This is a genomic window from Kitasatospora sp. NPDC004723 (assembly GCF_040609255.1).
Classification (GTDB): domain Bacteria; phylum Actinomycetota; class Actinomycetes; order Streptomycetales; family Streptomycetaceae; genus Kitasatospora.
Genome location: NZ_JBEXJT010000036.1, coordinates 62,475 through 88,092 on the forward strand (window position 1 = coordinate 62,475; position 25,618 = coordinate 88,092).

The window sequence follows — 25,618 nt, forward strand, 5'->3', positions numbered from 1 at the left end:
ACAGCGAACCGTACGGCCTGTCGCGGAGGGCGCGGAAGAGGGCGGGCGGGTGTGGCGCGCCGATGTGCGAGGTTGACGAGGGATCAGACGGTGCGGGAGGAGAATGCGCGCCATGGAACGCAGGCCTTTTGTCGGCGTCAGCACCTATCTGGTGGACGCGAGTTGGAGCGACTGGCGGGACCGCCGGGTGGCCCTGGTGCCCGAGCGGTACACCGCGTACGTGCAGGACTCGGGCGGGATCGCGGTGCTGCTGCCGCCGGACGCCCCGGAGCGCGCGCCGGAGGTCCTCGCCCGGCTCGACGCGCTGGTCATCGCGGGCGGGCCGGACATCGACCCGGCCTACTACGGGCAGCCCCCGCACCCGCTGAGCGACATCGACACGGTGGAGCGGGACGTCTGGGAGAGCGCGCTGCTGCGGGCGGCGCTGGCGGCCGGGATGCCGCTGCTGGGGATCTGCCGGGGCATGCAGGTGCTCAACGTGGTGTGCGGGGGCACGCTGATCCAGCACCTGCCGGACGTCGTCGAGGTGGACGTGCACACCGGTTCGCCGGGCCGCTACGGCACGCACTCGGTGCGGCCGGTGCCGGGCACGCTGCTGGGCGGGCTGCTGCCGGAGCCGGAGCTGACCGTGCCGACCTTCCACCACCAGGCGGTGGACCGGCTGGGGACGGGGCTGCGGGTGAGCGCGCACGCACCGGACGGGACGGTGGAGGCGGTGGAGGGGCCGGGGTTCACGATCGGGGTGCAGTGGCATCCGGAGCAGGGGGACGACCTGCGGGTGATGCAGGCGCTGGTGCGGGCGGCGACGGCGGCCCGGTCGGTGCAGCTGGAGCCGGTGGAGGTGGGGTAGCCCCGGGGGCGGAGCGGACCGGGGCAGGGCGGATCGGGGCAGGGCGGATCAGGACAGGGGCAGTCCGGCGGCCGCGGCGATCACCCCGGCCGCGCCGGCGGCCAGCAGGGCGAGCACCACTCCGCGCCGGGCGGCGACCAGCCAGAGCAGCGCGCCGGCCAGCACCGCCCACTGCCAGCCGGGGCCGAGCGCGGCGGCGAGCGGCAGCGCCGAGCCGGCGATGGCGCCGATCACGGCCGGTCCGGCGCCGGTGAGGAAGTCCTGCACCCGCGCATCGGCGCGCAGCCGGTCGAAGTACCGGCCGCCGAGGATCACGAGGAGGAAGGACGGCGCGAAGGCGACCGCCGCCGCGAGCAGCCCGCCGGCGATCCCGGCGGCCGCGTAGCCGACGACGGCGACGGTCTGCACCACCGGACCGGGGGTGACCTGACCGAGGGCGACGGCGTTGAGGAACTGTCCGTCGGTCATCCAGTGGTAGCGGTCGACGGCGTCGTTCTGCATCAGCGGGATGATCACGAACCCTCCGCCGTAGGAGAGCGCGCCCACCTTGAACGCCACCCAGGCCACCGCGCCGAGCCCGCCGAGCGCGGGCAGCCCGGCGGCGAGCGGCAGCAGGCCGGCCCGCGTCCGGCGGGGGCGTTCGCGTCCGGTTCCGCCGCCCTGCGTCGGCCCGTGCCCCCGCGTCCGCGCGAGCCGCCGTCCGCGGTCCCGGACCGCGATCTCGGCCAGGCCGGAGGCGATCAGCACCAGGACCAGCCAGGGCCCGGTCAGCACCGCCGCCAGCGCCCCGGCCAGCGCGTACCCGGCCCAGCGGGCGCGGGCGCCGCGGCCCCGGCCGGCCCGGGTGAAGCTCACGGGGACCAGCGAGGTGGCCGCCTGCACCGCGACCGCCGGGACGGCCGCGCCCGCGCCGGCGGCGGCGCCGAGCACCCACCGCGGCGGGTCGCCGGCCAGGAAGAGCACCGCGAGGGCGAGGATCAGCGCGAGCCCGGGCGCGATGAAGCAGGCCCCGCCGACCAGTGCGCCCGGGGTGCCGCGCAGCCGCCGGGCGGTGAGGATCGCGAGCTGGGTGGAGGCCGGTCCGGGCAGCAGGTTGGTCGCCGCGATGCCGTCCTCGAACTCCTCCGGGGAGAGCCACGCGCGCCGCTCCACGCAGAGCCGGCGCAGCAGCAGGATGTGGGCGGGCGGTCCGCCGAAGCCGGTGATGCCGATCCGGCCCCATTCGCGGGCGATCGTTCCCAGACTCACCCGTCCGGTCGTCTCCATGCGCGTCTCCCCTGTTCAGCGGCGGCGCGACGATACCGGACGGGGGTTACCCCCCGGCAATGACAACGGTCTCCAGTGCAGCCTTTGGATCTTCGTCCGATCTGCGGTTCACTTCGAGTGCGGGGCGGTCGCGCACGCCGCCCCTTACCCCCACGCGTTCATGAGTTCCAGGAGAGGACTTCGATGGCCGGCCACGAGCACTCCCGTCATGATCATGGGCATGACCAGGCGCATGACCACGGCGGCCCCGGCGGCCCCGGCGGTCACGGCGGTCACGGCGGTCACGGCGGCCACTCGCACGGCGTCTCCGCCGACGCCGACCGCCGCTGGCTGGTGAGCGCGCTCGCGCTGATCGTGGTGTTCATGGTCGGCGAGGTGGTGGTCGGCTTCGCGGCCCAGTCGCTGGCGCTGATCTCGGACGCCGCGCACATGCTCACCGATGCCATCTCGATCGTCCTCGCGCTCGTCGCCATGCGACTGGCCGCCCGTCCGGCGCGCGGTGGCTACACCTACGGCCTCAAGCGCGCCGAGATCCTCTCCGCCCAGGTCAACGGCGTCACCCTGCTGGTGCTGTCCGCCTGGCTCGGCTACGAGGCGGTCAAGCGGCTGTTCGAGCCGCCGCAGGTGACCGGCTCGCTGGTGCTGGTCACCGCGCTGGTCGGGATCGTGGTGAACCTGGCCGCCACCTGGTGCATGTCCAAGGCCAACCGCAGCTCGCTGAACGTCGAGGGCGCCTTCCAGCACGTCCTCACCGACCTGTACGCGTTCATCGCCACCGCCGTGGCCGGTGTGATCATGGTGACCACCGGCTTCGCCCGGGCCGACTCGATCGCCTCGCTCATCGTGGTCGCGCTGATGCTGAAGGCGGGCATCGGCCTGGTCCGCGACTCCGGGCGGATCTTCCTGGAGGCCGCGCCCGCCGGCGTCGACCCGGACGCGGTGGCCGACCGGCTGGTCGCCCAGCCGCTCGTCGAGGAGATCCACGACCTGCACATCTGGGAGATCACCTCCGGCCAGCCGGCGCTCTCCGCGCACATCCTGGTCACCCCGGGCGGCGACTGCCACGCGGTGCGGCGCGGACTCCAGCGCCGGCTCGCCGACGAGTACGGCATCACCCACAGCACCCTCCAGGTCGACCATGTCGGCGAGGACGAGGCCGGCGCGCTGCTGCAGATCAGCACGCCCGGCGACCTCACCCCCGAGCACTGCGCCGACGCCCACGGCCCGGTGCACCGCGCCGGGCCGCACGAGCACTAGGAGAGCCGCGGTGTCCGCCCGGTACGGCATGATCGGAGGCGTGACCGCACCCCGACTGATGCTGCTCGACTCCGCCAGCCTCTACTTCCGGGCCTACTTCGGCGTACCGGACACCCTGCGCTCGCCGCAGGGTGAGCCGGTCAACGCCGTCCGGGGCCTGCTGGACTTCATCGCCCGGCTGGTCCACGACCACCGGCCCGACCAGCTGGTCGCCTGCATGGACGCCGACTGGCGCCCCCAGTGGCGGGTGGACCTCATCCCCTCCTACAAGACCCACCGGGTCGCCGAGGCCGCCACGGACGGCGAGGAGGAGGTGCCGGACACGCTCGCCCCGCAGGTCCCGGTGATCGAGCAGGTGCTGGACGCGCTCGGCATCGCCCGGATCGGCTCCCCCGGCTACGAGGCGGACGACGTCATCGGCACGCTGACCGCGCGCGCCACCGGGCCGGTGCAGATCGTCACCGGCGACCGCGACCTGTTCCAGCTGGTCGACGACGCCCGCGCGATCACCGTGCTCTACCCGGTCAAGGGCATGGGCAACCTGCAGGTCACCGATGACGCGCTGCTGCTGGAGAAGTACGGCGTGCGCGGCGCCCAGTACGCCGACATGGCCGCCCTGCGCGGCGACCCGAGCGACGGCCTGCCCGGCGTCAAGGGCATCGGCGAGAAGACGGCGGCCCAGCTGATCCACGAGTACGGCGACCTCGCCGGCATCCGCACCGCCGCCCGGGACATCGGCTCCAGGCTGACCCCGGCGCGGCGCCGCAACCTCGTGGAGGCCTCGGCCTACCTGGACGTGGCGCCCACCGTGGTCCGGGTCGCCACCGACGCCCCGCTGCCCGGCTTCGACCCCGCCCTGCCGGGCGAGCCGCTCGACCCGATGACCCTGGAGTCCCTCTCCGCCCGCTGGAACCTCGGCACCTCGCTGGACCGCGTCCTGGAGGCCCTGACCGGCTGATCCGCCGTCCCCTCCCAAAGGGCCCGCCGCACCCTGCGGCGGGCCCTTTGCTTTGCCATGCCGTGAACTCTTGACTGCAATCTACTTTGCACTACAAAGTTGACGCACTGACACGGCATCACCAGGGGTGGACATGGACACACTGCACCGGGACGACCCGGCGGAACTGCTCGCCGCGACGGAGAGCCTGCGGGCCCGGGCCCGGATCCGCCTGCGCGGCTCGGGCATCCCGCTGATCGGCCTCGGTCTGCTCGCCCTGGCCGCCGTGCCGATCGCCGGACAGGCCTACAACTTCGCCGCCAACGGACGCGACGTCACCTCGTACCCCTACTTCGCCTACTCGGAGTACATCGGCCTCTGCGTACCGCACTCGCTCGACGGCCCGTGCCTGGAGGGCGAGTTCGACGGCGCGATCCTGCGCTTCGTCGCCTGGGGCCTCTGGTACGCCCTCCTCCCGCTGGCCTGGTTCGTGCTCGCCCGCTGGTACCGGCGGCGCGGGGAGAGCCGCGGCATCGTCCCGCACCGCGGCGCCTGGCTCGGCACCGCGGCCGCCGCCGCCGTCCTGATCGCCGCCGTCCCGGTCGTCCTGGTGTTCGTGCGGCGGACGCCGTTCAGCCTCACCCTCCTCGGCAACACCTACGCCTCCCCCTGGTACGTGGTCGGCGCCGGCCTGCTCCTCCTCGGCCTCACCGAGCACGACCGGCTGGTCGCCGTCACCGGGCTCGTCCACACCGCGCTGCTCACCGCCTACCTCTCGGGGCTCTGGGGCGACGGCTGGCTGCCCTGGCTCGACCACTTCGACACCGCCTGGGCCAACGGCGCCCAGCCGAAGGCCCTGCTGCTCGCCGCGGTCCTGCTCGCTCCCGGCCTGGCCCAGTGGACCGCCGAGGGCCGACCGTCCGACGGATCCCGTACGGTCGCCCCATGAACGTTGCGGACGACACCGAGGAGCGGCACCCGACCCTGGCCCTGGACGACACCGTCCACCAGCGGGTCCGGCTCGGGATCCTGGCGATCGCCCGCGAGGCCGAGAGCGTCGAGTTCGCCTTCCTCAAACAGGAACTGGGCCTCACCGACGGCAACCTCTCCCGCCACCTCAAGGTCCTGGAGGACTCCGGCCTGATCGCCGTCAACAAGGGCTACGCCGGCCGCCGCCCCCGCACCTGGATCACCCTCACCCCCACCGGCGCCCAGGCCCTCGACCACGAACTCCGCGCCCTGCGCGCCCTCGTCCACCGCCTCGAAGCCGCCGGCCCCCACCGACCTGAGCGCGACGAGCCGCAAGCGGCCGTGGCAGAGCCCCGGGCTCCGAGGGGACTCGGAGCCCGGGGCTCTGCCGGGGTGGGTCAGCTGACGGAGGAGTAGGCGATGATGCCGCGGCGGAGGCCGTCGACGGCCTTGCGGGCGGTCCTGCGGAGCTCGACGTCCTCGCCGGCGGCGTCCTGGATCTGGCCGAGGACGTCGATCAGCTGCTTCGTCCAGCGCACGAAGTCGCCGGCCGGCATGTCGGCGTCGCGCAGGACGGAGTCCAGCGAGTGGCCCAGGGCCCAGCGGTAGGCGGCCCAGGCGAAGCCGAGGTCGGGTTCGCGCTGGCCGACGCCCTCGGCGGTGTTGATGCGGTGCTGCTCCTCCAGGGCGTCGAGGTGGCCCCAGATGCGGACCATCTGGCCGAGGGCGGTCTTCGCCTCGCCCTCGGGGACCCGGGGGGCGGTGGCGTCGTCGGACTGGCGGGCCTCGTACACCAACGCGGAGGCGCAGGCGGCGAGTTCGGCGGCGGCGAGGCCGCTCCAGACGCCTTCGCGGATGCACTCGGAGGCGAGCAGGTCGAGTTCGCCGTAGAGCCGGCCGAGCCGCTTGCCGTCGTCGGTGACGGTGTCGCCGCTGAGGTAGCCGAGGTCGGTGAGCAGGCCGCAGACCCGGTCGAAGGTGCGGGCGATGGTGTGCGTGCGGGAGCGCATCTTGCGTTCCAGCAGCTCGGTGTCGCGGTGCAGCCGGTGGTAGCGCTCGGACCAGCGGGCGTGGTCCTCGCGCTGGTCGCAGCCGTGGCAGGGGTGCTGACGCAGGGTGGCGCGCAGCCGGCTGATCTCGGGGTCGTCGGCGGCGGCCGCGCGGCCGCGCCGGAACCGCTCGGGCTCCAGGTGGCCGGCCTTGGTGCGCAGGGCGGAGGCGAGGTCGCGGCGGGACTGCGGGCTGCGCGGGTTGAAGGACTTGGGGATGCGCAGCCGGTCCAGCGCGGCGACCGGGTGCGGGAAGTCGATCATCGCGAGCCGCTTGACCTGACGCTCGGCGGTCAGCACCACCGGGCGCGGCCCGTCCTGGTAGTCGGGGTGGCGCGGGCCGCCGCGCGGCGAGCGGCTGACGGGCGGCAGGCCGGGGTCGAGGACCAGGGCGAGGCCGGCGAACTTGCCGGTGGGCACGTGGATGACGTCGCCGGGCTTGAGCTGCTCGATGGACTCGACGGCGGCGGCGCGGCGCTGGCTGCTGCCCTCGCGGGCGAGCTCGTTCTCGCGGTCCTTGAGCTGCCGGCGCAGCGACATGTACTCCTCGAAGTCGCCGAGGTGGCAGGTCATGGACTCGCGGTAGCCCTCCAGGCCCTCCTCGTTGCGCTGGACCTGGCGGGCGATGCCGACCACCGAGCGGTCGGCCTGGAACTGCGCGAAGGAGGTCTCCAGCAGTTCGCGCGAGCGGTGCCGGCCGAACTGGGCGACCAGGTTGACGGCCATGTTGTAGGACGGCCGGAACGAGGACTTCAGCGGGTAGGTGCGGGTGCCGGCCAGGCCGGCCAGCGCCTCCGGGTCGAGGCCGCGCTGCCAGAGCACCACGGCGTGGCCCTCGACGTCGATGCCGCGCCGCCCGGCCCGGCCGGTGAGCTGGGTGTACTCGCCGGGGGTGATGTCGGCGTGGGTCTCGCCGTTCCACTTGACGAGCTTCTCCATGACGACGGAGCGCGCGGGCATGTTGATGCCCAGGGCCAGGGTCTCGGTCGCGAAGACGGCCTTGACCAGTCCCTTGACGAACAGCTCCTCGACCACCTCCTTGAACCGGGGCAGCATCCCGGCGTGGTGGGCGGCGATGCCGCGCTCCAGCCCGTCCAGCCACTCGAAGTAGCCGAGGACGTGCAGGTCCTCGTCGGGGATGTCGGCGCAGCGCTCCTCGACGAGGGCGCGCACCCGGGCGCGGTCGACGTCCTTGTTGAGGCGCAGGCCGGAGGAGAGGCACTGCTGGACGGCGGCCTCGCAGCCGGCCCGGCTGAAGATGAAGGTGATCGCGGGCAGCAGGCCCTCGGCGTCGAGCCGGTCGATGACGTCGACCCGGCCCGGGGTCCAGACCCGGCCGGGGCGGCCGTTCGGCATGGAACGGCCGCGGCCGCGGCCGAACTTGTCCCGCGGGTTGCGGTCGAGCTCGCTGCGGGCGAGGCGGACCAGTTCGGGGTTGACGGCCTTGCCGGGGTTGCGCACGTTGCCCTTGGGGCGGCCGTCCCGGTCGGGGCTGGCGAACAGGTCGTACATCCGGTTGCCGGCCATCACGTGCTGCCAGAGCGGGACGGGCCGGTGCTCGGAGACGATGACCCGGGTGCCGCCGCGGACGGTGTCCAGCCAGTCGCCGAACTCCTCGGCGTTGGAGACGGTCGCGGAGAGCGAGACCAGGGTGACGGACTCGGGGAGGTGGATGATGACCTCCTCCCAGACGGCGCCGCGGAAGCGGTCGGCGAGGTAGTGGACCTCGTCCATGACCACGTAGCCGAGGCCGTCGAGGGTGCTGGAGCCCGCGTACAGCATGTTGCGGAGCACCTCGGTGGTCATCACCACGACCGGGGCGTCGCCGTTGACGGTGTTGTCACCGGTGAGCAGGCCGACCTTGGCGGCGCCGTAGCGCCGGACGAGGTCCCCGTACTTCTGGTTGGACAGCGCCTTGATCGGCGTGGTGTAGAAGCACTTGCGCCCGCCCTGGAGGGCGAGGTGGACGGCGAACTCGCCGACGATGGTCTTGCCGGAGCCGGTGGGCGCGGCGACCAGGACGCCTTCGCCGGCCTCCAGGGCGCGACAGGCCTCCAGCTGGAAGTCGTCCAGCGGGAAGTCGTAGAGCTCCTGGAAGCCGTACAGGGCGGTGGCCTGCTCCTTGGCCCGGCGGCGGGAGGCGGCGAAGGCCTCGGCGGGGCTGAGTTCCCGCTCGTCGGAGGGGTCCCGGCCGTCGGAGGACTCGCGCTCAGGGGTGTTCATCGCCGTCCGGGGGTCGCGGGGGTCGGTGGTGTGATCTCGCATCTCAGCGAGAGGTTACCCGGCGGGGCTGACATCGATAGCACCGTTTTTCCCGGGGAAGAGATCGCTTCTCTCTCACATCCATAGTTGCAAATGTCTGCAAGCGGTCATCGGACGGCCAGCTTCGAACGACTCCGGTCATCCACGGTGACACGCCGTGCGGCCTGCCTACATTCGGTGTCACATCCCGGTGACACCCACCGGGCCCACGGGAGGTGCGGACGATGGCGAACCTGGAGACCTCGCTCAAGGAGGCCATGGCGATCGAGGGCGCGATCGGCGTCGCCCTGGTCGACTACGGCAGCGGCATGGCGCTCGGCACGCTCGGCGACGGCGGCGAACTGGACCTCAACGTCGCCGCGGCGGGCAATACCGACGTGGTGCGGGCCAAGATGCGGGCGATGGAGCACCTCAACCTGCTCGACAACGAGATCGAGGACATCCTGGTCTCCCTGACCAGCCAGTACCACCTGCTCCGCCCGCTCACCACGCAGGGCGGCCGGGGCCTGTTCCTCTTCCTCGCGCTCAACCGCGGCCGCGCCAACCTCGCGATGGCCCGCCACCAGCTGAAGCGGATCGAGACGGCGCTGGAGATCTGACGGCCGGGGACGCACCGGTGAGGCGAACAGGGAGGGAGCGCCGTGGCGGTCGTGCTCTACCAGGCCAAGGCCGAGTTCTTCCGGATGCTCGGCCATCCCGTCCGGATCCGGGTCCTGGAGCTGCTGCAGGCCGGACCGACGCCGGTGCGCGAGCTGCTGGCGGCGCTGGAGGTCGAGCCCTCCCGCCTCTCGCAGCAGCTCGCGGTGCTGCGCCGGTCCGGCATCGTCACCGCCACCCGGGAGGGCAGCGCGGTGGTGTACGCGCTGGCCGGCGGGGACGTCGCCGACCTGCTGCGGGCGGCGCGGCGGATCCTCACCGGGCTCATCGCCGACCAGCACGTGCTGCTCGCCGAGCTGCGCGCCGCCGCCGACTGAGCCGGGCGGGCGGGCAGCGGGCGCCCGGCGCCGGGCTACCCGAGCAGCCCGGCCAGCCCGTCCGCCAGCACCCCGTACTCCGGCGCCCGGTTGTACAGCTGCCCGCACAGCCGCAGCACCCCGCCGCCCGGCCAGGGGCGCGCCACCGTCCGCACGGCGTGCCGGCGCCACATCGCGGCCATCAGCTCCTGCGCCTGCGGCAGCGTCTCGGCGACCCCGGGCGGCAGCCGCAGCGCGCGCATCGACAGCCCCGCCGAGGACGGCAGCGGCGCCAGCCCGGTGCGAGCGGCGACCAGCGCGGCGCCGTACCCGACCAGCTGCTCGTTGTGCGCGCGCACCGCTCCCGGGCCGAAGGCCTCCAGTACGTCCAGACCCGCCGGGGCGGCCAGGTAGGGCGTGTAGTCCAGGGTGCCGCGCCACTCGACGGAGGCCGGGTAGCCCTGGTGGTCCTCCCAGGAGAGGATCAGCGGGCGGATCTTGCCGGCCCACTCCGGGCGGACCACCAGGACGCCGGTGGCCCGCGGGGCGAAGGCCCACTTGTGCAGGTTGCCGAACCAGAAGTCGGCCTCCGCCGGGACCGGGCCCGCCAGCATGCCGGGCTCGTGCGCGGCGTCCACCACGGTGGTCACGCCGCGCCCGCGCAGGGCGCGCAGCAGGTCGGGGGTGGCGATCCGGCGGGCGGTCGGCGAGGTGATGCCGTCCAGGACGGCGAGCGCGGTGCGGTCGGTCACCGCGGCCAGCACCGCCTCGCGCACCGCGTCCCCGTCGGGCAGGTCCAGCGGCAGCCGCACGGTGCGCAGCTCGGCCCCGGCGTCCTCGGCGCGCCGGCGGACGGCTTCGGTGACGGTGCCGTAGCCGTGGTCGGTGACCAGGACGTGGTCCCCGGCGGCGAGCGGCACGTTGGCCAGGGTGACGGCGATCGCGTCGGTGACGTTGGGCACCAGGGCGAGCAGCTCGGGCTCGGTGCCGAGGGCGGCGGCGATCCGGGCGCGGGCGGCGCCGACCCGCTCGGGCAGGTCGGCGAAGAAGCCGTCCGGGTCGGCCTCCTGCTCCCGGTGCAGCCGGCGCTGGAGGTCCTGGACCGGGACGGGGAGGGCGCCGAAGGAGCCGTGGTTGAGGTGGATCACCGCCGGGTCCAGCGAGAACAGCGCCTCGGTTCCGGGCAGTGGCTCGGGGGGTGCGACGGCCTGCGGGGTCTCGGTCACTGCGTTCCTCCTGTTACCTGGATCACGTGATGTGTGACATTTCACATGTCGTTCCACTGGTCGGCGAGCCGGTCCCGCGGCGACCATCGGGCGGTGACCATCACCGACTCCTACCTCTCCCTCAGCGCCCGGACCGGCCGCTTCAGCTTCGGTGCCCCGCGAGCGATCTCGCTCAACCAGGACGGTACCCGCCTGCTGCTGCTGCGCTCCAGTGGCCCCGAGGACGCGTTCGACCGGCTCCACCTCCTCGACCTCGCCACCGGCGAGGAGCGCGAGGTCGCCGACCCCACCGCCCTCGCCCCCGGCCGCACCGGCGCCACCTCCGACCTTCCGCCCGTCGAGCGACGGCTGCGCGAGCGCAGCCGGCTCACCGCGGCCGGCATCGGCACCTACGCCGCCACCCCCGACCTCGCCGTCGCCGTGTTCGCCCTGGACGGCCGGCTCTTCCGCACCGAGACCGCCACCGGCCGCACCACCGAGCTCCCCACCGCCGGCCCGGCCTTCGACCCCCGCCCGAACGCGACCGGCGAGCTCGTCGCCTACGTCGCCGACGACGCGCTCTACGTCGCCTCGGCCGACGTGCCCGGCCGCCAGCGGCTGAGCCCGGACGACGGCGCCCGCTGGGGCGTCGCCGAGTTCGCCGCCGCCGAGGAGCTGGGCCGCCACCGCGGCCACTGGTGGCGCCCGGACGGCACCGCCGTGCTCGCCGCCCGGGTGGACGAGTCCGCCGTCCCGCCGCGCCACTTCGCCGACCCGGCCCACCCCGAGCAGGCCCCCGAGCAGTTCGCCTACCCGCAGGCCGGCGGCGCCAACGCCGACGTCCGGCTCTGGGTGCTCGGCCTGGACGGCACCCGGGTCGAACTCGACTGGGACACCGTCGCCTTCCCCTACCTGTGCGCCGCCGAATGGGCCGGCGACGACGAGCTGCTGCTCACCGTCGCCGACCGGCTGCAGCAGAACGTGCTGCTGCTGAGCGCCGACCCGGCCACCGGCAACACCGTCGAACTCTCCCGCACCACCGACGAGTTCTGGGTCGACGACCTGCCCGGCACCCCCGCCCGGCTGGACGACGGCCGGCTGCTCACCGTCCACGACACCCCCGGCACCCGCGGCCTGGCCCTGGACGGCAAGCCGCTGGACACCGACGGCCTGCAGATCCGCCGGGTGGTCGGCCGGCTGCGCGGCAAGCTGCTCTGCGAGACCGGCGAGGGCGACCCGTTCGACCAGCACGTCCACCTCGTCGACCCCGACGGCGGCGCCCCCGAGCGGATCTCCGAGGGCCCCGGCGTGCACAGCGCGCTGGCCGCCGGCGACACCCTGCTGCTCACCTCGGCCGACCAGGACGGCGTGCGCCGCGAGGCCCTCACCCCGCAGGGCGTGACCGCCCTGACGGACCGCGCCGCCGCGCTGCCCTACCGGGTGCGGCCGCGGCTGGCCCGGGTCACCGCGCGCGCGCTGCCCAGTGCCGTGGTCTACCCGCGCGGACACGTCGCCGGCCGGCAGCTGCCGGTCCTGCTCGACGTCTACGGCGGCCCCGGCTACCAGGCGGTGGCCAACGAGCCGCGCCGCTGGCAGCTCAAGCAGTGGTGGGCCGATCAGGGCTTCGCGGTGGTCACCGTCGACAACGGCGGCACCCCGTTCGTCTCCCCCGACTTCTCCCGGACGATCTTCCGCCGGTTCTCCGAGGTCGCGCTGGAGGACCAGGTGGACGCGCTGCTCGCGCTCGGCGCCGAGCACCCCGACCTCGACCTCGGCCGGGTCGGCGTGCGCGGCTGGTCCTACGGCGGCTACTTCGCGGCGATGGCCGTGCTGCGCCGCCCGGACGTCTTCCACGCGGCCTGCGCGGGCGCCCCGCCCACCGACTTCCGGCTCTACGACACCGCGTACACCGAGCGCTACCTCGGCCTGCCCCAGGAGAACCCGGAGGGCTACGCGGCCGACTGCCTGGTGGACGACGCACCGTCACTGACCCGTCCGCTGCTGCTGATCCACGGCCTGGCCGACGACAACGTGCACCCCTCGCACACCCTGCTGCTCTCCCAGGCGCTCACCCGGGCCGGCCGCCCGCACAGCCTGCTGGCCCTGCCCGGCGTCACCCACATGACCCCGGGCGGCGTGAACGAGCAGCTGGCGCAGGCCGAACTCGCCTTCCTGCGGGCCTCCCTGGGCTGATCCGCGGCCGCGTGCCGAAGCAGCCCCGGGGCGGGCGCCGGAACTGCCCCGGGGCTGCTGTCCGGCGTGCCGGCGCCGGTCGGCGTCGCACCGGAGCACACGACCGGCCGACCCTCCACGGCCCCCGAGCGCCGCACGGCCCCCGTCCGGGCCGTGCGGCGCTCTCGCGTCCGCGCACCGAGGGCTCGCCCGAAGCCCTTCCGTGTGACCCATGACATGTGAAATATTACCTGCGCTCACCCGACCACCCCCGTCCGGAAAGGACCGGTCAGTTGCGCAGACTGTCCGCGGCGTTCGCGGCCGCGCTCACCACGAGCGCGATAGCGGCGACCCTCCTCGGGTCCACCACCGCCCAGGCCGCCACCCCCTCCCCCACGCCCGCCCTCACCGCCGAGAGCGGCACGGGCGCCGAGGCCGGCGGCCTCGAAGCCCCGCCCGCCCCGCTCGCCCCGCAGGAGCGCGAGCGCCAGTCGCTGCGCACCAAGGCGCTGGAGCAGGTCAACAAGGGCGCCGTGGCGAAGACCACCGACCGCCGGGCGCCCGCCAAGGTGCGGGTCGGCAACGACTACGTCCAGCTCGCGCAGCAGCGCAAGGACAAGGTCTTCGTCATCCTCGCCCAGTTCGGCGACCAGGTGGACAACTCCACCCTCTACAACGGCCAGCCGCGCTACGCGGGCACGCCCGGGCCGCAGCACAACAGCATCCCCAAGCCGGGCAAGGGCGACAACCACACGCTCTGGAGCCAGGACTTCAACCGGCAGTACTACCAGAAGATGTTCTTCGACGACACGCCCGGCGCGGTCTCGATGCGCAACTACTACCGCACCCAGTCCTCCGGCCGCTACGACGTCGAGGGCACCGTCAGCGACTGGGTCACCGTGCCGTGGAACGAGGCCCGCTACGGCTCCAACAAGGGCCCGCAGGGCTCCGGCGCCTGGACCCAGGGCCAGGAGTTCATCCGGGACGCCGTCAAGGCCTGGTACGACGGCGAGATCGCCAAGGGCCGCACGGCCGCCGACGTCAAGGCCGAGCTGGCCCAGTACGACGTCTACGACCGCTACGACCACGACAAGAACGGCGAGTTCGCCCAGCCCGACGGCTACCTCGACAACGTCATCGTGGTGCACGCGGGCGTCGACGAGACCTGGGGCGGCGGCGCCCAGGGCGGCGACGCACTGTGGGCGCACCGCAGCTGGACCTTCCCGGACCCGACCGGCCAGACCGGCCCGGAGGGCAACAAGATCGGCGGCGCACCGGTCGGCGACACCGGCCTGTACGTCTACGACTACGTCCAGGCGGGCGAGAACAGCGGCGTCGGCCTGTTCGCCCACGAGTTCGGCCACAACCTCGGTCTGCCCGACCTCTACAGCACCACCGGCGGCGACAACAGCGTCAACTTCTGGTCGCTGATGTCCTCCGGCTCCTACCTCGGCAAGGGCCGCAACACCACCGGCGCCTACCCCGGTGACCTCGACGCCTGGAGCAAGCTCCAGTTCGGCTGGCTCAACTACGACGAGGCGCAGGCCGCCACCCGCTCCAGCCACGCCCTCGGCGTCAGCGGCTACAACACCGACCAGGCGCAGGCCGTCCTGGTCCACCTGCCGGACAGCACCACCAGCACCGACCTCGCCGACCCGCGCGAGGGCGGAAAGCAGTGGTGGAGCCAGACCGGTGACAACCTGGACAACGCGCTGGCCCGCGACGTCGACCTCACCGCGGTCACCGGCCCGGCCGCGCTCGACGCCGCCGTCTGGTACGACATCGAGCAGGACTACGACTTCCTGACCGTCGAGGCCTCCACCGACGGCGGCCAGCGCTGGACGGCCCTGCCCGGCACCGTGGACGGCGCCCCGATCGGCAGCACCAGCGCCAACGTCCCCGGCCTGAGCGGCACGTCCGGCGCCTACCGGCAGCTGCACATCCCGCTGGACGGCTACGCCGGGAAGAACGTCCGGCTGCGCTTCCACGTCACCTCGGACGGCAACACCCACGGCAAGGGCGTCCTGGTCGACGCGGTGAAGATCACCGCCGGCGGCACCGAGCTGTTCGCCGACGGCGCCGAGAACGGCACGGCCGGCTGGGTCAGCACCGGCTTCACCATCGTCACCGGCCGCACCTTCGTCCAGCAGCACCCGCGCGCCTACCTGGTGGAGAACCGCCGCTACACCGGCTACGGCGAGTTCCTGAAGACCGGGCCGTACAACTTCGGCTACTCCGGCGTCGACGGCAAGAAGGACATCGTCGACAACTACCCCTACCAGGAGGGCGTGCTCATCTGGCTCTGGGACACCGCCTACGGCGACAACAACACCAAGGACCACCTGGGCGGCGGCCAGATCCTGCCGATCGACGCCCGTCCGACGCCGGTCCGCTTCGCCGACGGCACCCTGGTCAACGGCCGGGCGCAGACCTACGACGCGACCTTCTCGCTCAAGCCGACCACCGCGTTCACCCTGCACAAGGCGGGCGTCCCGGTGCGGATCGAGTCCAAGCCCGCCGTCCCGGTCTTCAACGACCACAGCGGCGTCTACCGGGACCCGGCCACCCCGCAGCTCGCGGTGAACGTCCCGGACACCAACACCAAGATCGAGGTCGTCCGCGAGGCCCAGGGCGGGCGGATCACCACCGTCCGGGTGGGCCCGGCCTCCTGACCCGCGCGTTCTGACGCACCCAGTACCCCCGGTGTCCTGAGCACCGGGTCTCCCGTGGAAGACAGGTACCACGGAAGAAACGGCCGCCCCGGTCCTCCCCCACGGAGGGCCGGGGCGGCCGCGCTTGCCGCTCAGCGCGCCTCCGCACGCCCCCGCCGCAGGCTCATCGCGGCCGTGACGGTGCCGAACACGGTCAGCGCGCCGAGCCCGAACACCATGTACCGGGCGCCGTCCAGCGTGGAGTCCCCGCCGATGCTCACCAGCGTCCCGGCCAGCGCCGAGCTCACCGAGAAGGCGATCAGCTGGGTGGTGTTGAGGCCGGCCGCCGCCTTGGCGCCCTCCGCCTCGTCGTCCGTGCTGCGCATCGCCGTGACGCTCAGGTGCGGGAAGGCGATGCCGATGCCCGTCCCGCCCGCGACCAGCACCAGCGCCCACAGCAGCACCCGCCCGCCGGAGGCCGAGCCCGTCTGCAGCAGGCCGTACGCCAGCAGGCCCGCCGTCAGCACCGCCGGGCCGCACCGGATCGCCAGCTCCCGGGCCCGCTCCGAGCCCATGTTGACGCTGAACAGCTGCGCGGACGTCCAGCCCACCGACACCGTCGCCCCCAGGAACCCGGCCGCCAGCGGGCTCAGCCCGCCCAGCTCCTGGCCGAACAGCGGGATGAAGGTCTCGGTCATCACACCCGTGCAGTACACCGCGACGGTCAGGTAGATCCACTTCAGGTGGTTGCCGCGCCGGTAGGTGTGCTTCGGCAGGACGGTCGCCGCGCCGCCGCGCTCGGCCAGCACGAAGCCGGCCAGCAGCGCCAGGCCCAGCACGATGCAGAGCACGGTCGCCCAGCCGCGCGGCACGGTCGAACTGATGCTGAAGGTGGCCGCCGCCAGGGTCAGCAGCAGCAGCGAGGCCAGCGGCAGCGGCTCGGTCGCCCGCCCCGGCCCGGACGGCCCGGGCAGCGAGCGCCGGGCCAGCACCGCCAGCACCACGGCCGCCGCCAGCAGCAGCAGATAGGCCCCGCGCCACAGGCCCAGTTCGGCGAAGAGGCCGCCCAGCGAGGGGCCGACCAGCGTGCCGACGCCCCACATCGCCGACACCAGCCCGGCCGCCCTGGTCCACAGCCGCTCCGGCAGCGCGGTGCGGATCACCGCGTAACCGAGGCCGGCCATCAGCCCGCCGCCCAGGCCCTGGACGACCCGGCCGGCGATCAGCACCTCGATCGACGGACTGGCCGCGGTCAGCCCGGCGCCGCCGGCGAACACCAGGAACCCGGCCAGATAGGCGCGCGAGGGCCCGAGCCGGGCCAGCAGCCGGCTGACCAGCATCGCGGAGATCACCGCGGAGATCAGGAAGCCGGTCGCCACCCACGCGTAGTAGCGGGCACCGCCGATGTCCTCGACGATCGAGGGCAGCAGGGCGGCGGTGAAGTAGAGGTTCATCGCGTACAGGGCGACACCGCCGGCGAGGATCGAGGCCTGGGCGGCGAACTGCCGGGAGAACAGTTCGCCCCAGCCGCCGGAGGAGGCCGGCGGCCCCGTGTCCGGAGGGTGACGTCCCTGGTCGGAGGGGGTGGAGGCGGTCTGGGCGGGCGAGGATTCGGTCACGCTTCGGTACGCTAGTAGCTCAAGAGAACTTGAAGTCAAGGAGGCTCATGGACGGCGCCGCGGACCTCCCGGGGGGCCCGGAGCCCCGACCCCGCCCGGCCGATCTGCTGACCGTCGGCGAGGTCGCCCGGCGGGCCGGTGTGGCCGCCTCCGCCGTGCGGTTCTACGAGGACCAGGGGCTGATCGCCTCCGAACGGACCTCCGGCAACCAGCGCCGCTACCACCGGCACGTGCTGCGCCGGCTCTCGCTGATCCTGGTCGCCAAGCGGCTCGGCATCCCGCTGGCCGAGGTGGCCGAGGTGTTCGCCGGGCTGCCCGCCGACCGGATGCCGGACAAGCGGGACTGGGAGCGGATCTCGCGCCGCTGGGCGGCGCTGCTCGCGGCCCGGCGCCGGGAGATCGAGCGGCTGGAGAGCGAACTGACCGGCTGCATCGGCTGCGGCTGCCTCTCGCTGCGCCGCTGCCGGGTGCTCAACCCGCGGGACGCGCTCGCCGCCGACGGGCCCGGCCCGCGCCGGCTGCCCTCCGAGGAGTCCGGCCCCGCCCCCGGCTGAGGCCGTGGGCACCGGGGGCCGTGGACGCCGAAGCCGTGGACGCCGGGGCCCTGAACACCGGGCCCGCGAACGCCGAAGGGCCCGCCGGAACCGACGACCCAGGTCGGTCCGGCAGGCCCGGCGCACCCGGCCACAGGAGGTGGCCGGGTGGACCCGGTCGGACGCGGCCCTCATCAGGCTCCCCGCCGCGCCCGACCGGGCGTTCTGTGGGGCGCGCGGAGACGGTGCTCCGCACGCGGGTGGTGCCGTACCGCCCGTCGTGGGGGTGGCCGGACGGTACGGCGGTCGAACCGCGGCCGGGAGCGCGCCCATCGGCGGGCGCTCGCGGCCGCGAGACCGTGCCCCGGCTCAGTTCTCCGGGAAGTGGCAGGCCGCCTCACGGCCGCCCGGACCGGCGATCTGCAGCAGCGGACGCTCGGTGCGGCAGATCTCCTGGGCCTTCGGGCAGCGCGGGTGGAAGCTGCACCCGGACGGCGGGTCGGCCGGGCTCGGCGGGTCGCCGAGCAGCACGATCCGCTCGCGCTCCCGTTCCGCCGCCGGGTCCGGCAGCGGCACCGCGGAGAGCAGCGCCTTGGTGTACGGGTGCGCGGGGTTGCCGTACACCTGGTGCTTGTCGCCGATCTCGACGATCCGGCCGAGGTACATCACCGCGACCCGGTCGCAGACCCGCTTGACCACCGAGAGGTCGTGCGCGATGAAGATGTACGCCAGCCCGAGCTCGTCCTGGAGCCGCTCCATCAGGTTGACCACCTGGGCCTGGATGGAGACGTCCAGCGCGGAGACCGGCTCGTCGGCGACCACCAGCCGGGGCGAGGTGGCCAGCGAGCGGGCGATGCCGATGCGCTGGGCCTGGCCGCCGGAGAACTCGTGCGGGTAGCGGTCCAGGTGCTCGGGGATGAGGCCGACCAGCTCCATCAGCTCGGCGGCCCGCTTGCGGGCGTCGGCCGCGCCGGTGCCCTGGACCAGCAGCGGCTCGGAGATGATCCGGGCCACCGTCTGGCGGGGGTTGAGCGAGGAGTACGGGTCCTGGAACACCATCTGCAGGTGCTTGCGGTGCGGGCGCAGCTGGGCCTGGCTCAGGCCGCCGATCTCGGTGCCGTCGAAGGTGACGGTTCCGGAGGTCGGGTCGCTCAGCCGGACGATCATGCGCCCGGTGGTGGACTTCCCGCAACCGGACTCGCCGACCAGGCCGAGGGTCTCGCCGGCGCCGACGTCGAAGCTCACCCCGTCCACCGCGCGGATCGGGGCGCCGGCCTTGCCGGTGCGCGAACGGCGTCCGGGGAAGGTCTTCACCAGGTCCCGGACGGACAGCAGGGGCTGGGCCGAATCGGTCGTCGCGGTCATCCCAGGGCTCCTTCCGGCACCAGCGGCAGGTGGCAGGCGGCCTGGTGGCCGGGCGAGAGCGGACCGAACTGCGGGCGCTCGGACAGGCAGCGGGCGTGTTCCTCGGCGGTGGCGGCGGTGGTGCGGGCGCAGCGCGGAGCGAAGGAGCAGCCGGGGGCGGGGGCGATCAGCGACGGCGGGCTGCCGGGGATGGCCCGCAGCGGGGCGTCGTCGGTGTCGTCCAGGCGGGGCAGCGAGTCGAGCAGCCCTCGGGTGTAGGGGTGCGCCGGGTCGGCGAACAGCCGGTCCACGGTCGCCTGTTCGGCGGCGCGGCCGCCGTACATGACGAGCACCTCGTGGGCGACCCGGGCGACCACGCCCAGGTCGTGGGTGATCATCACGACGCCGAGGCCGCGCTCCTGCTGGATCTTGGCGATCAGATCGAGGATCTGGGCCTGGACGGTGACGTCGAGCGCCGTGGTCGGCTCGTCGGCGATCAGCAGTTCGGGTTCGCAGGCGAGCCCCATCGCGATCATCACGCGCTGGCGCATGCCGCCGGAGAACTGGTGCGGGTACTCGTCGACCCGGCGGGCCGGCTCGGGGATGCCCACCTCGGCGAGCATCTCGATCGCACGCTGGCGGCCGGCCTTGCGGGAGGCCTTGAAGTGCACCCGGTAGTGCTCGGCGATCTGCTCCCCGACGGTGTAGAAGGGGTGCAGGCTGGACAGCGGGTCCTGGAAGATCATCGCGATCCGCCGGCCCCGGACAGCGCCGAGGGCCTTCTCGCTGAGGCCGTTGAGCTCCTGGCCGTGCAGCCGGATCGAGCCGCCGACCTCGGCACCGCGGTGCAGGCCCATGACGGCGAGCGAGGTGACGGACTTTCCGCTGCCGGACTCCCCGACCAGGCCGAGGGTCTTCCCGGCCTCGACGGTGAAGTTGATGCCGTCCACGGCCCGGACGATGCCGCGCGGGGTGTTGAAGGAGACCTTGAGGTCTTCGACCTCCAGAAGGGCGGTCATCAGTACCTCACTCTCGGGTCGACGAATGCGTAGAGCACGTCGACCAGCAGGTTCGCGACCACGATGAAGAAGGCCGCGAGCAGCGTGACGCCGAGGATGACGGGCTGGTCGGAGCGGAGCAGCCCGTCGTAGAAGAGGCGTCCGATGCCGGGCAGACCGAAGATGGACTCGGTGATGACGGCGCCGGCGAGCAGGCCGCCGAGGTCCATGCCGAAGATGGTGAGGATCGGCGTCATGCCGGAGCGCAGCCCGTGCTTGACGGTGACCGTGCGGGACGGCATGCCCTTGGCGCGGGCGGTGCGGATGTACGGCTCGGACATCGCCTCGATCATCGAGTTGCGGCTCTGCCGCGCGTACTGGGCCGCGTACAGCAGGGCCAGCGCGATCCAGGGCAGCAGCAGGTTGGAGCCCCACTCGAGCGGGTTGTCGGTGAACTTGTGGTACGAGGGGTAGGGCAGCAGGCCCGCGCTGCGCACGACGCCCCAGATCAGCATGATCGAGGTGAAGTAGACGGGCAGCGAGGCGGTGCCGACCGAGAGCACCATCAGGATCTTGTCGGTCGGCTTGCCCTTGCGCAGCGCCGAGGAGACGCCGGCGCCGAGGCCGAGGACCAGCCAGAGCACCGCCGCGCCGAGGGCGAGCGAGACGGAGACCGGCAGGCGGTCGACGAGCAGGTCCCAGACCGGCAGCGAGTACTCGTAGGAGTAGCCGAGGCAGGGGAAGCCGCAGTGGGCGGCGCTGGGGCCGGTGCCGTAGTCGCGGCCGGCCACGATGCCGGCCAGGTAGGCGCCGAACTGTTCCCAGACCGGCTTGTCCAGGCCCATCGCCGCCTTGACCTCGGCGAGCCGGTCGGGGCTGCAGGTCTTGCCGCAGGCGGCCGCCGCCGGGTCGTTGGGCAGCAGGTAGAAGATGGTGAAGGTGATGGCGCAGATGGCCAGCAGGATGCCGACCACGCCGATCAGCCGGCGGCCGAGGTACAGGATCACGACCGGCCCCCCTTCGGGTCGAGGATGTCGCGCAGCGCGTCACCGAGCAGCGTGAACGCGAGCACGGCGATGAAGAGGAAGACCGTCGGGATCATGAAGTACGTCGGGTCGGTCTCGTAGTGGACGATCGACTCGGCGATCATCTGGCCCCAGGAGGCCGTCGGCGGGCGGACGCCGACACCGAGGTAGGAGAGCGCGGCCTCGGTGGCGATCATGCCGGGGATCAGCAGCGTGGTGTACGCGATGATCGGGCCGGAGACGTTCGGCAGGATCTCCCGGGTGAGGATGCGCCAGGAGCGGGCGCCGCCGACCTTGGCCGCCTCGACGTACTCGCGGTGCTTGAGCGACAGGGTCTGGCCGCGGACCACGCGGGCGATGCCGGGCCAGCCGAACAGGCCGATCACCGTGGTCATCAGCAGGATGCGGTTGACGTCCTTGGCCACCGACATCATCGCGATCATGAAGATCAGCGACGGGAAGGACATCGTGAGGTCCATCAGCCGGGACAGCACGCCGTCGACGCGGCCGCCGAAGTAACCGGCCGCGATGCCGGCCAGGGTGCCGGCGATCACGACGAGGGCGGTGGCGGTGAAGGCGATCAGCAGCGACACCTGGCCGCCGTGCAGGACCCGGGCGAAGAGGTCGCGGCCGGTGACCGGCTCGACGCCGAACCAGTGCCGCGCCCCCATGCCGCCGAAGTCGCCCTTGGGCAGACCGCCCAGGTAGGCGTCCACGGCGCGCTTGTCGAACTCCTCGGGGGACCAGCCGCCGAGCGAGCTCAGCGGGCCGGCCAGCACCGCCATCAGGATCAGGAGGGCGACGGTGATCAGCCCGAACCGGGCCGAGCCCTTGGCCCACAGCTGGTCCCAGACCAGCCGCCAGGGCCCGCGCCCGGAGGGCTTCGCGGGGCCCGCCGCCGCGACGGGCGCGGCGGCGGGCTCAGTGGTAGTACTCATCTGGCGACGGCCCCTCAGCCCTGGTTCTTCGAGGGGTCCTTGAGGCCGATGACGGCCATGTCGAGCATCCCGGCGTAACCGGAGTTGCCGAACGCGCCGGCCACGTTGGTGCCGACCAGGAGCGGGCGGCGCTCCCACATCAGCGGGACCGCCGGGGCCTTCTTCATGATGTCCTCGTCCAGCTTCTGCCAGGCCTTGTTGGCCTCCGCGACGTCCGTCAGGCCCGCGATGCGGTCCATCTCGTCCATCGTGGCCTGGTCCTTGAACTGGCTGTAGTTGCCCTGGTTGCCCTTCTCCTTGATCGTCCGGCCGTCGAACAGGAACGGGGCGAAGGTCGAGCCGGACGGGTAGTCCGGGCACCAGCCCTGGATCAGCAGCTCGGGGGCGTTCTTGATGTCGCCGATGGTGTCGGCGAAGGCGGACGGGTCGACCGTGTTGACGGTGACCTGGATGCCGGCCTTGGAGAGCGACTGCTGGATGGCCTCGGCGCGGACCTTGTCGCCGAGCGAGACGGTGAGCTGGAGCTTGAGGTCGGTCTTGCCGGCCTCCTTCAGCATCGCCTTCGCCTTCTCCGGGTCACCGGCGGCGGGGACCTTCAGCGGGTCGCCCTTGACGCCGCCGGCCAGCGACGGCGGCAGGAAGGTGGTGGCGACGTCGGCCATCGTCGGGCCGCCGAACGCGGTGACCTGGGCCTCGCGGTCGACCGCCCACATCATCGCCTCGCGGACCTTCGGGTCGTCGAACGGCGCCTTGGCGGTGTTGAGGTAGAGGCTGTCGGTACAGCCGGTCACCTCGGCGATCATGCGGGACTTGACGTCCTCCTTGGGCAGCACCTTCGGCACCGACTCGGGGCGCATCCACGGCATCTCGATCGCGTTGGCGTCGGCGCCGTCGCTGGCGATGATCCGGTCGTCGGCCTGGCCGCCCTTGATGCCCTGGGTGACCACGATCTTGTCCGGGTATGCCTTGCGGACGGTGTCGGTGGAGGTGTCCCAGTTGCTGTTGCGGACCAGCACCAGCTGCTTGCCGCGGTCATAGGTGTCGATCTTGTACGGGCCGGAGGAGAACGGCCGCTGGTCGTACTGGGTGCCCTTCTCCTGCGACTGCGGGACCGGCGCGAAGGTGGGCAGCGTCGCGGTGTAGGAGAACTCGGCGACCGGGCGCTTGAGGTGGAAGACGATGGTCTTGTCGTCCGGCGTCTCGATGCTCGGCAGGTGCTCGCCGGTCAGCGGGCCCTTGTAGTTCTCGCCGCCGGCCAGGTACTGCGCGGCGTAGTCGGGGCCACCGGTGAGGTCCGCGGCGAACGAGCGCTCGACGTTGTACTTGATGTCGGCCGACTTGATCGGGGTGCCGTCCTCGTACTTGACGCCGTCCTTCAGGGTGAAGGTCCAGGTCTTGCCGCCGTCGGAGGGGCGGCCGACGTCGGTGGCGAGGTCCGGGACGATCTCGCTGCCGGCGGGGCCCGGCTCGGCCTTGAAGGTGACCAGGGTGCGGTAGAGCAGCCGGGTACCGAAGTCCATGGTCGGCAGCACCCAGTTGCGGGCCGGGTCGAGGTGCGCGAAGTCCTGGTTGGTGAGGACGTGCAGGGTGCCGCCCTTGACCGGCGTACCGCCGACGACCGAGCCGGCCGCGGCACCCGGGGCCTTGGTGGAGGCGGCGGTGCCGCCGTCCGAGGTGTCGCTCTTGTCCTTGTCGCCGCAGGCCGCGAGACCGAGGGAGAGTGCCGCCGCGATGGCCGCCGCGATGGCGGTCTGGGTACGCCTGTTCATATCTGATCTCCGCAGTGGGGGGCCGCCGTGAAGGCCCGTCGTCCGCCCCGGGGGTGGATCCGGGACCAGCCGTGGAGGGCGACCTCAGGGGGTCTAGCCGCTCCGCGGTGTGACCCGTAACATAGTAATGTGAAATTGCACTGCACAAGAGGTGACGCCGCCCGTTACCGAGATGTGTCCGTGCAGCCCCCCACCTCCCCCTCATCCGCACCATCCGCTTAGGAGCCACCCGGTGACTCTCCGTCAGACCGGCCTCAACACCGGAAGCCACGACCTCCCCGTCTCGGCCGCCCTCAACGCCTTCATGGGCACCTCCTGGGCGGCCACGCCGCTCCCCGCCGAGGACCGCGTCCCCGGGTACGCCGTGACCCCCGGCCGCCGCAGCCGCCTGTCCGCCGCCTTCCCCGGCGAGCGCCTGATCGTCCCGGCCGGCCAGCTCAAGGTCCGCAGCAACGACGTCGACTACCGCTTCCGCCCGCACAGCGCCTACGCCTGGCTCACCGGCCTCACCGGCGAGGACCAGGTCGGCCACGTCCTCGTCCTGGAGCCCACCGGCCCCGACGGCCACGAGCCCGTCCTCTACCTGCGCCCGCGCTCCCCGCGCGGCGGCGACCCGGTGCGCGGCGCCGAGTTCTTCCGCGACCGCCGCTACGGCGAGTTCTGGGTCGGCCGCCGCCCCGACCTCGACGAGGCCGCCCGGCTCACCGGCGTGCGCGTCGAGCACCTCGACGAGCTGGACAAGCTGCTCACCGGCCCGCAGCCCGCCACCCGCGTCCTCACCGGCGTCGACCCCGCGCTCGACGGCGCCACCAACCGCCCCGGCGCCCCCGAGCTCGTCCAGGGCGACGGCCTGTTCGCCGCCGTGCTGTCCGAGCTGCGGCTGGTCAAGGACACCTGGGAGGTCGAGCAGCTCCAGCTGTCCGTCGACCACACCGTGCTCGGCTTCGAGGACGTCGTGCGCGCCCTGCCCACCGCGCTGCGCCACCACCGCGGCGAGCGCTGGATCGAGGGCGTGTTCAACCTGCGCGCCCGCGCCGAGGGCAACGGCATCGGCTACGAGACCATCGCCGCCACCGGCGCCCACGCCTGCGTCCTGCACTGGATCCGCAACGACGGCGCCCTCGACCCCAACGCCCTGCTGCTGCTCGACGCCGGTGTGGAGACCGACACCCTCTACACCGCCGACATCACCCGTACCCTGCCGCTCAGCGGCACCTTCACCCCCGTCCAGCGGCAGGCCTACGAGCTGGTGCTCGCCGCCCAGCAGGCCGGCATCGACGCGCTGCGCCCCGGCGCCCGCTTCCGCGACTTCCACAGCGCGGCCGCCCGGGTCATCGCCGAGGGCCTCGCCGACTGGGGCATCCTGCCGGTCAGCGCGGAGGAGGCGCTCGCCGACGACAGCGGCCTCTACCGCCGCTACACGCTCTGCGGCACCGGCCACATGCTCGGCCTGGACGTCCACGACTGCGCCAAGGCCCGCGCCGAGACGTACCTGGACGGCGTCCTGGAGGAGGGCCACGTGCTCACCGTCGAGCCCGGCCTCTACCTCCAGCCCGACGACGAGACGCTGCCGGCCGAACTGCGCGGCCTCGGCATCCGGATCGAGGACGACCTCGTCATCACCGCCGACGGCGCGCGCCTGATGTCCGGCGCGCTGCCCCGCACGGTGCCGGCCATCGAGGCCTGGATGGCCGACCTGCTCGGCTGAGCACCGCGGTCGAGCGGGCCGCCGGGCGCCCCCCCCCCCCGGCCCCCCCCCCCCCGCCGTGTACAGCCCCGCCCCCCGGCCGCCCCCCCCCCCCCCAACGGCGGAGCCCACGA

General features: G+C 73.2%; 20 protein-coding genes. 11 read left to right on the top strand and 9 right to left on the bottom strand.

Features of this window, described 5'->3' with window-relative positions; translation table 11 throughout:
* Positions 1 to 112: 112 nt before the first annotated feature.
* Positions 113 to 850 (top strand): gamma-glutamyl-gamma-aminobutyrate hydrolase family protein, encoded by a 738-nt coding sequence (locus ABZW10_RS27920; RefSeq protein ID WP_355370898.1) that lies wholly within the window; start codon positions 113 to 115, stop codon positions 848 to 850.
* Positions 851 to 898: 48 nt separating this feature from the next.
* Here the strand turns inward: ABZW10_RS27920 and chrA are convergent, their stop codons facing one another.
* Positions 899 to 2,116, bottom strand: a complete 1,218-nt coding sequence (chrA, locus tag ABZW10_RS27925) for a chromate efflux transporter (protein ID WP_355370901.1) — start codon at positions 2,114 to 2,116, stop codon at positions 899 to 901.
* A 183-nt stretch (positions 2,117 to 2,299) separates the two neighbouring features.
* Here chrA and ABZW10_RS27930 point away from each other — a divergent pair, with 183 nt between their 5' ends.
* The 4 genes from ABZW10_RS27930 to ABZW10_RS27945 all read left to right on the top strand — a co-directional run bounded on the left by ABZW10_RS27930 (position 2,300) and on the right by ABZW10_RS27945 (position 5,696).
* A complete protein-coding gene (locus ABZW10_RS27930) occupies positions 2,300 to 3,373 on the top strand; it encodes a cation diffusion facilitator family transporter (protein WP_355370904.1) in 1,074 nt (357 codons plus the stop codon).
* 58 nt (positions 3,374 to 3,431) lie between these two features.
* Complete coding sequence (locus ABZW10_RS27935; RefSeq protein ID WP_355370956.1) at positions 3,432 to 4,331, top strand: 5'-3' exonuclease; 900 nt, start codon at positions 3,432 to 3,434, stop codon at positions 4,329 to 4,331.
* A gap of 133 nt (positions 4,332 to 4,464) precedes the next feature.
* A complete protein-coding gene (locus tag ABZW10_RS27940; RefSeq protein ID WP_355370907.1) occupies positions 4,465 to 5,259 on the top strand; it encodes a hypothetical protein in 795 nt (264 codons plus the stop codon).
* Entirely contained in the window at positions 5,256 to 5,696 is a 441-nt protein-coding gene (locus tag ABZW10_RS27945; RefSeq protein ID WP_355370910.1) for a transcriptional regulator, read from the top strand. The genes ABZW10_RS27940 and ABZW10_RS27945 overlap by 4 nt, the downstream gene beginning before the upstream one ends.
* Here the strand turns inward: ABZW10_RS27945 and ABZW10_RS27950 are convergent.
* Complete coding sequence (locus ABZW10_RS27950) at positions 5,678 to 8,551, bottom strand: DEAD/DEAH box helicase (protein WP_355370959.1); 2,874 nt, start codon at positions 8,549 to 8,551, stop codon at positions 5,678 to 5,680. The two genes, ABZW10_RS27945 and ABZW10_RS27950, sit on opposite strands and share 19 nt — an antisense overlap.
* 263 nt (positions 8,552 to 8,814) lie before the next feature.
* On the opposite strand from ABZW10_RS27950, the gene ABZW10_RS27955 reads away from it, so the two are divergent.
* Positions 8,815 to 9,189 carry a hypothetical protein gene (locus ABZW10_RS27955; protein ID WP_344322143.1) on the top strand — a complete coding sequence of 125 codons (375 nt, stop codon included), beginning with the start codon at positions 8,815 to 8,817 and terminating at the stop codon, positions 9,187 to 9,189.
* Positions 9,190 to 9,231: 42 nt separating this feature from the next.
* Positions 9,232 to 9,564 carry a metalloregulator ArsR/SmtB family transcription factor gene (locus ABZW10_RS27960; protein WP_355370913.1) on the top strand — a complete coding sequence of 111 codons (333 nt, stop codon included), beginning with the start codon at positions 9,232 to 9,234 and terminating at the stop codon, positions 9,562 to 9,564.
* 35 nt (positions 9,565 to 9,599) lie between these two features.
* Here the strand turns inward: ABZW10_RS27960 and ABZW10_RS27965 are convergent, their stop codons facing one another.
* The gene (locus tag ABZW10_RS27965) at positions 9,600 to 10,769 is read right to left on the bottom strand and encodes an aminotransferase class V-fold PLP-dependent enzyme (protein WP_355370916.1); all 1,170 of its coding nucleotides are present in this window, start codon (positions 10,767 to 10,769) and stop codon (positions 9,600 to 9,602) included.
* 93 nt (positions 10,770 to 10,862) lie between these two features.
* Here ABZW10_RS27965 and ABZW10_RS27970 point away from each other — a divergent pair, with 93 nt between their 5' ends.
* Positions 10,863 to 12,941, top strand: coding sequence for a prolyl oligopeptidase family serine peptidase (locus tag ABZW10_RS27970; RefSeq protein WP_355370919.1), 2,079 nt, complete (start codon positions 10,863 to 10,865; stop codon positions 12,939 to 12,941).
* 272 nt (positions 12,942 to 13,213) lie between these two features.
* Complete coding sequence (locus ABZW10_RS27975) at positions 13,214 to 15,592, top strand: immune inhibitor A domain-containing protein (RefSeq protein WP_355370922.1); 2,379 nt, start codon at positions 13,214 to 13,216, stop codon at positions 15,590 to 15,592.
* 131 nt (positions 15,593 to 15,723) lie between these two features.
* Here the strand turns inward: ABZW10_RS27975 and ABZW10_RS27980 are convergent, their stop codons facing one another.
* A complete protein-coding gene (locus ABZW10_RS27980; RefSeq protein WP_355370925.1) occupies positions 15,724 to 17,190 on the bottom strand; it encodes an MFS transporter in 1,467 nt (488 codons plus the stop codon).
* A gap of 47 nt (positions 17,191 to 17,237) precedes the next feature.
* Here ABZW10_RS27980 and soxR point away from each other — a divergent pair, with 47 nt between their 5' ends.
* Positions 17,238 to 17,744, top strand: a complete 507-nt coding sequence (soxR, locus tag ABZW10_RS27985; RefSeq protein WP_355370927.1) for a redox-sensitive transcriptional activator SoxR — start codon at positions 17,238 to 17,240, stop codon at positions 17,742 to 17,744.
* Positions 17,745 to 18,092: 348 nt separating this feature from the next.
* On the opposite strand, the gene ABZW10_RS27990 is transcribed toward soxR, so the two are convergent.
* From ABZW10_RS27990 to ABZW10_RS28010, 5 genes are read right to left on the bottom strand one after another with little or no spacing between them, the layout of a single operon-like run.
* Positions 18,093 to 19,088, bottom strand: a complete 996-nt coding sequence (locus tag ABZW10_RS27990; protein WP_355370930.1) for an oligopeptide/dipeptide ABC transporter ATP-binding protein — start codon at positions 19,086 to 19,088, stop codon at positions 18,093 to 18,095.
* The gene (locus ABZW10_RS27995) at positions 19,085 to 20,086 is read right to left on the bottom strand and encodes an ABC transporter ATP-binding protein (RefSeq protein ID WP_355370932.1); all 1,002 of its coding nucleotides are present in this window, start codon (positions 20,084 to 20,086) and stop codon (positions 19,085 to 19,087) included. The genes ABZW10_RS27990 and ABZW10_RS27995 overlap by 4 nt, the downstream gene beginning before the upstream one ends.
* Positions 20,086 to 21,072: an ABC transporter permease gene (locus ABZW10_RS28000; RefSeq protein WP_355370934.1), complete on the bottom strand. Its 987-nt coding sequence runs from the start codon at positions 21,070 to 21,072 to the stop codon at positions 20,086 to 20,088. Before ABZW10_RS28000 ends, ABZW10_RS27995 begins: the two co-directional genes overlap by 1 nt.
* Entirely contained in the window at positions 21,069 to 22,028 is a 960-nt protein-coding gene (locus ABZW10_RS28005; RefSeq protein WP_355370936.1) for an ABC transporter permease, read from the bottom strand. Before ABZW10_RS28005 ends, ABZW10_RS28000 begins: the two co-directional genes overlap by 4 nt.
* A gap of 14 nt (positions 22,029 to 22,042) precedes the next feature.
* Complete coding sequence (locus tag ABZW10_RS28010) at positions 22,043 to 23,797, bottom strand: ABC transporter substrate-binding protein (protein WP_355370939.1); 1,755 nt, start codon at positions 23,795 to 23,797, stop codon at positions 22,043 to 22,045.
* Between the two features lie 232 nt (positions 23,798 to 24,029).
* Here ABZW10_RS28010 and ABZW10_RS28015 point away from each other — a divergent pair, with 232 nt between their 5' ends.
* Complete coding sequence (locus ABZW10_RS28015; RefSeq protein WP_355370942.1) at positions 24,030 to 25,505, top strand: aminopeptidase P family protein; 1,476 nt, start codon at positions 24,030 to 24,032, stop codon at positions 25,503 to 25,505.
* The last annotated feature ends 113 nt before the right edge of the window (positions 25,506 to 25,618 follow it).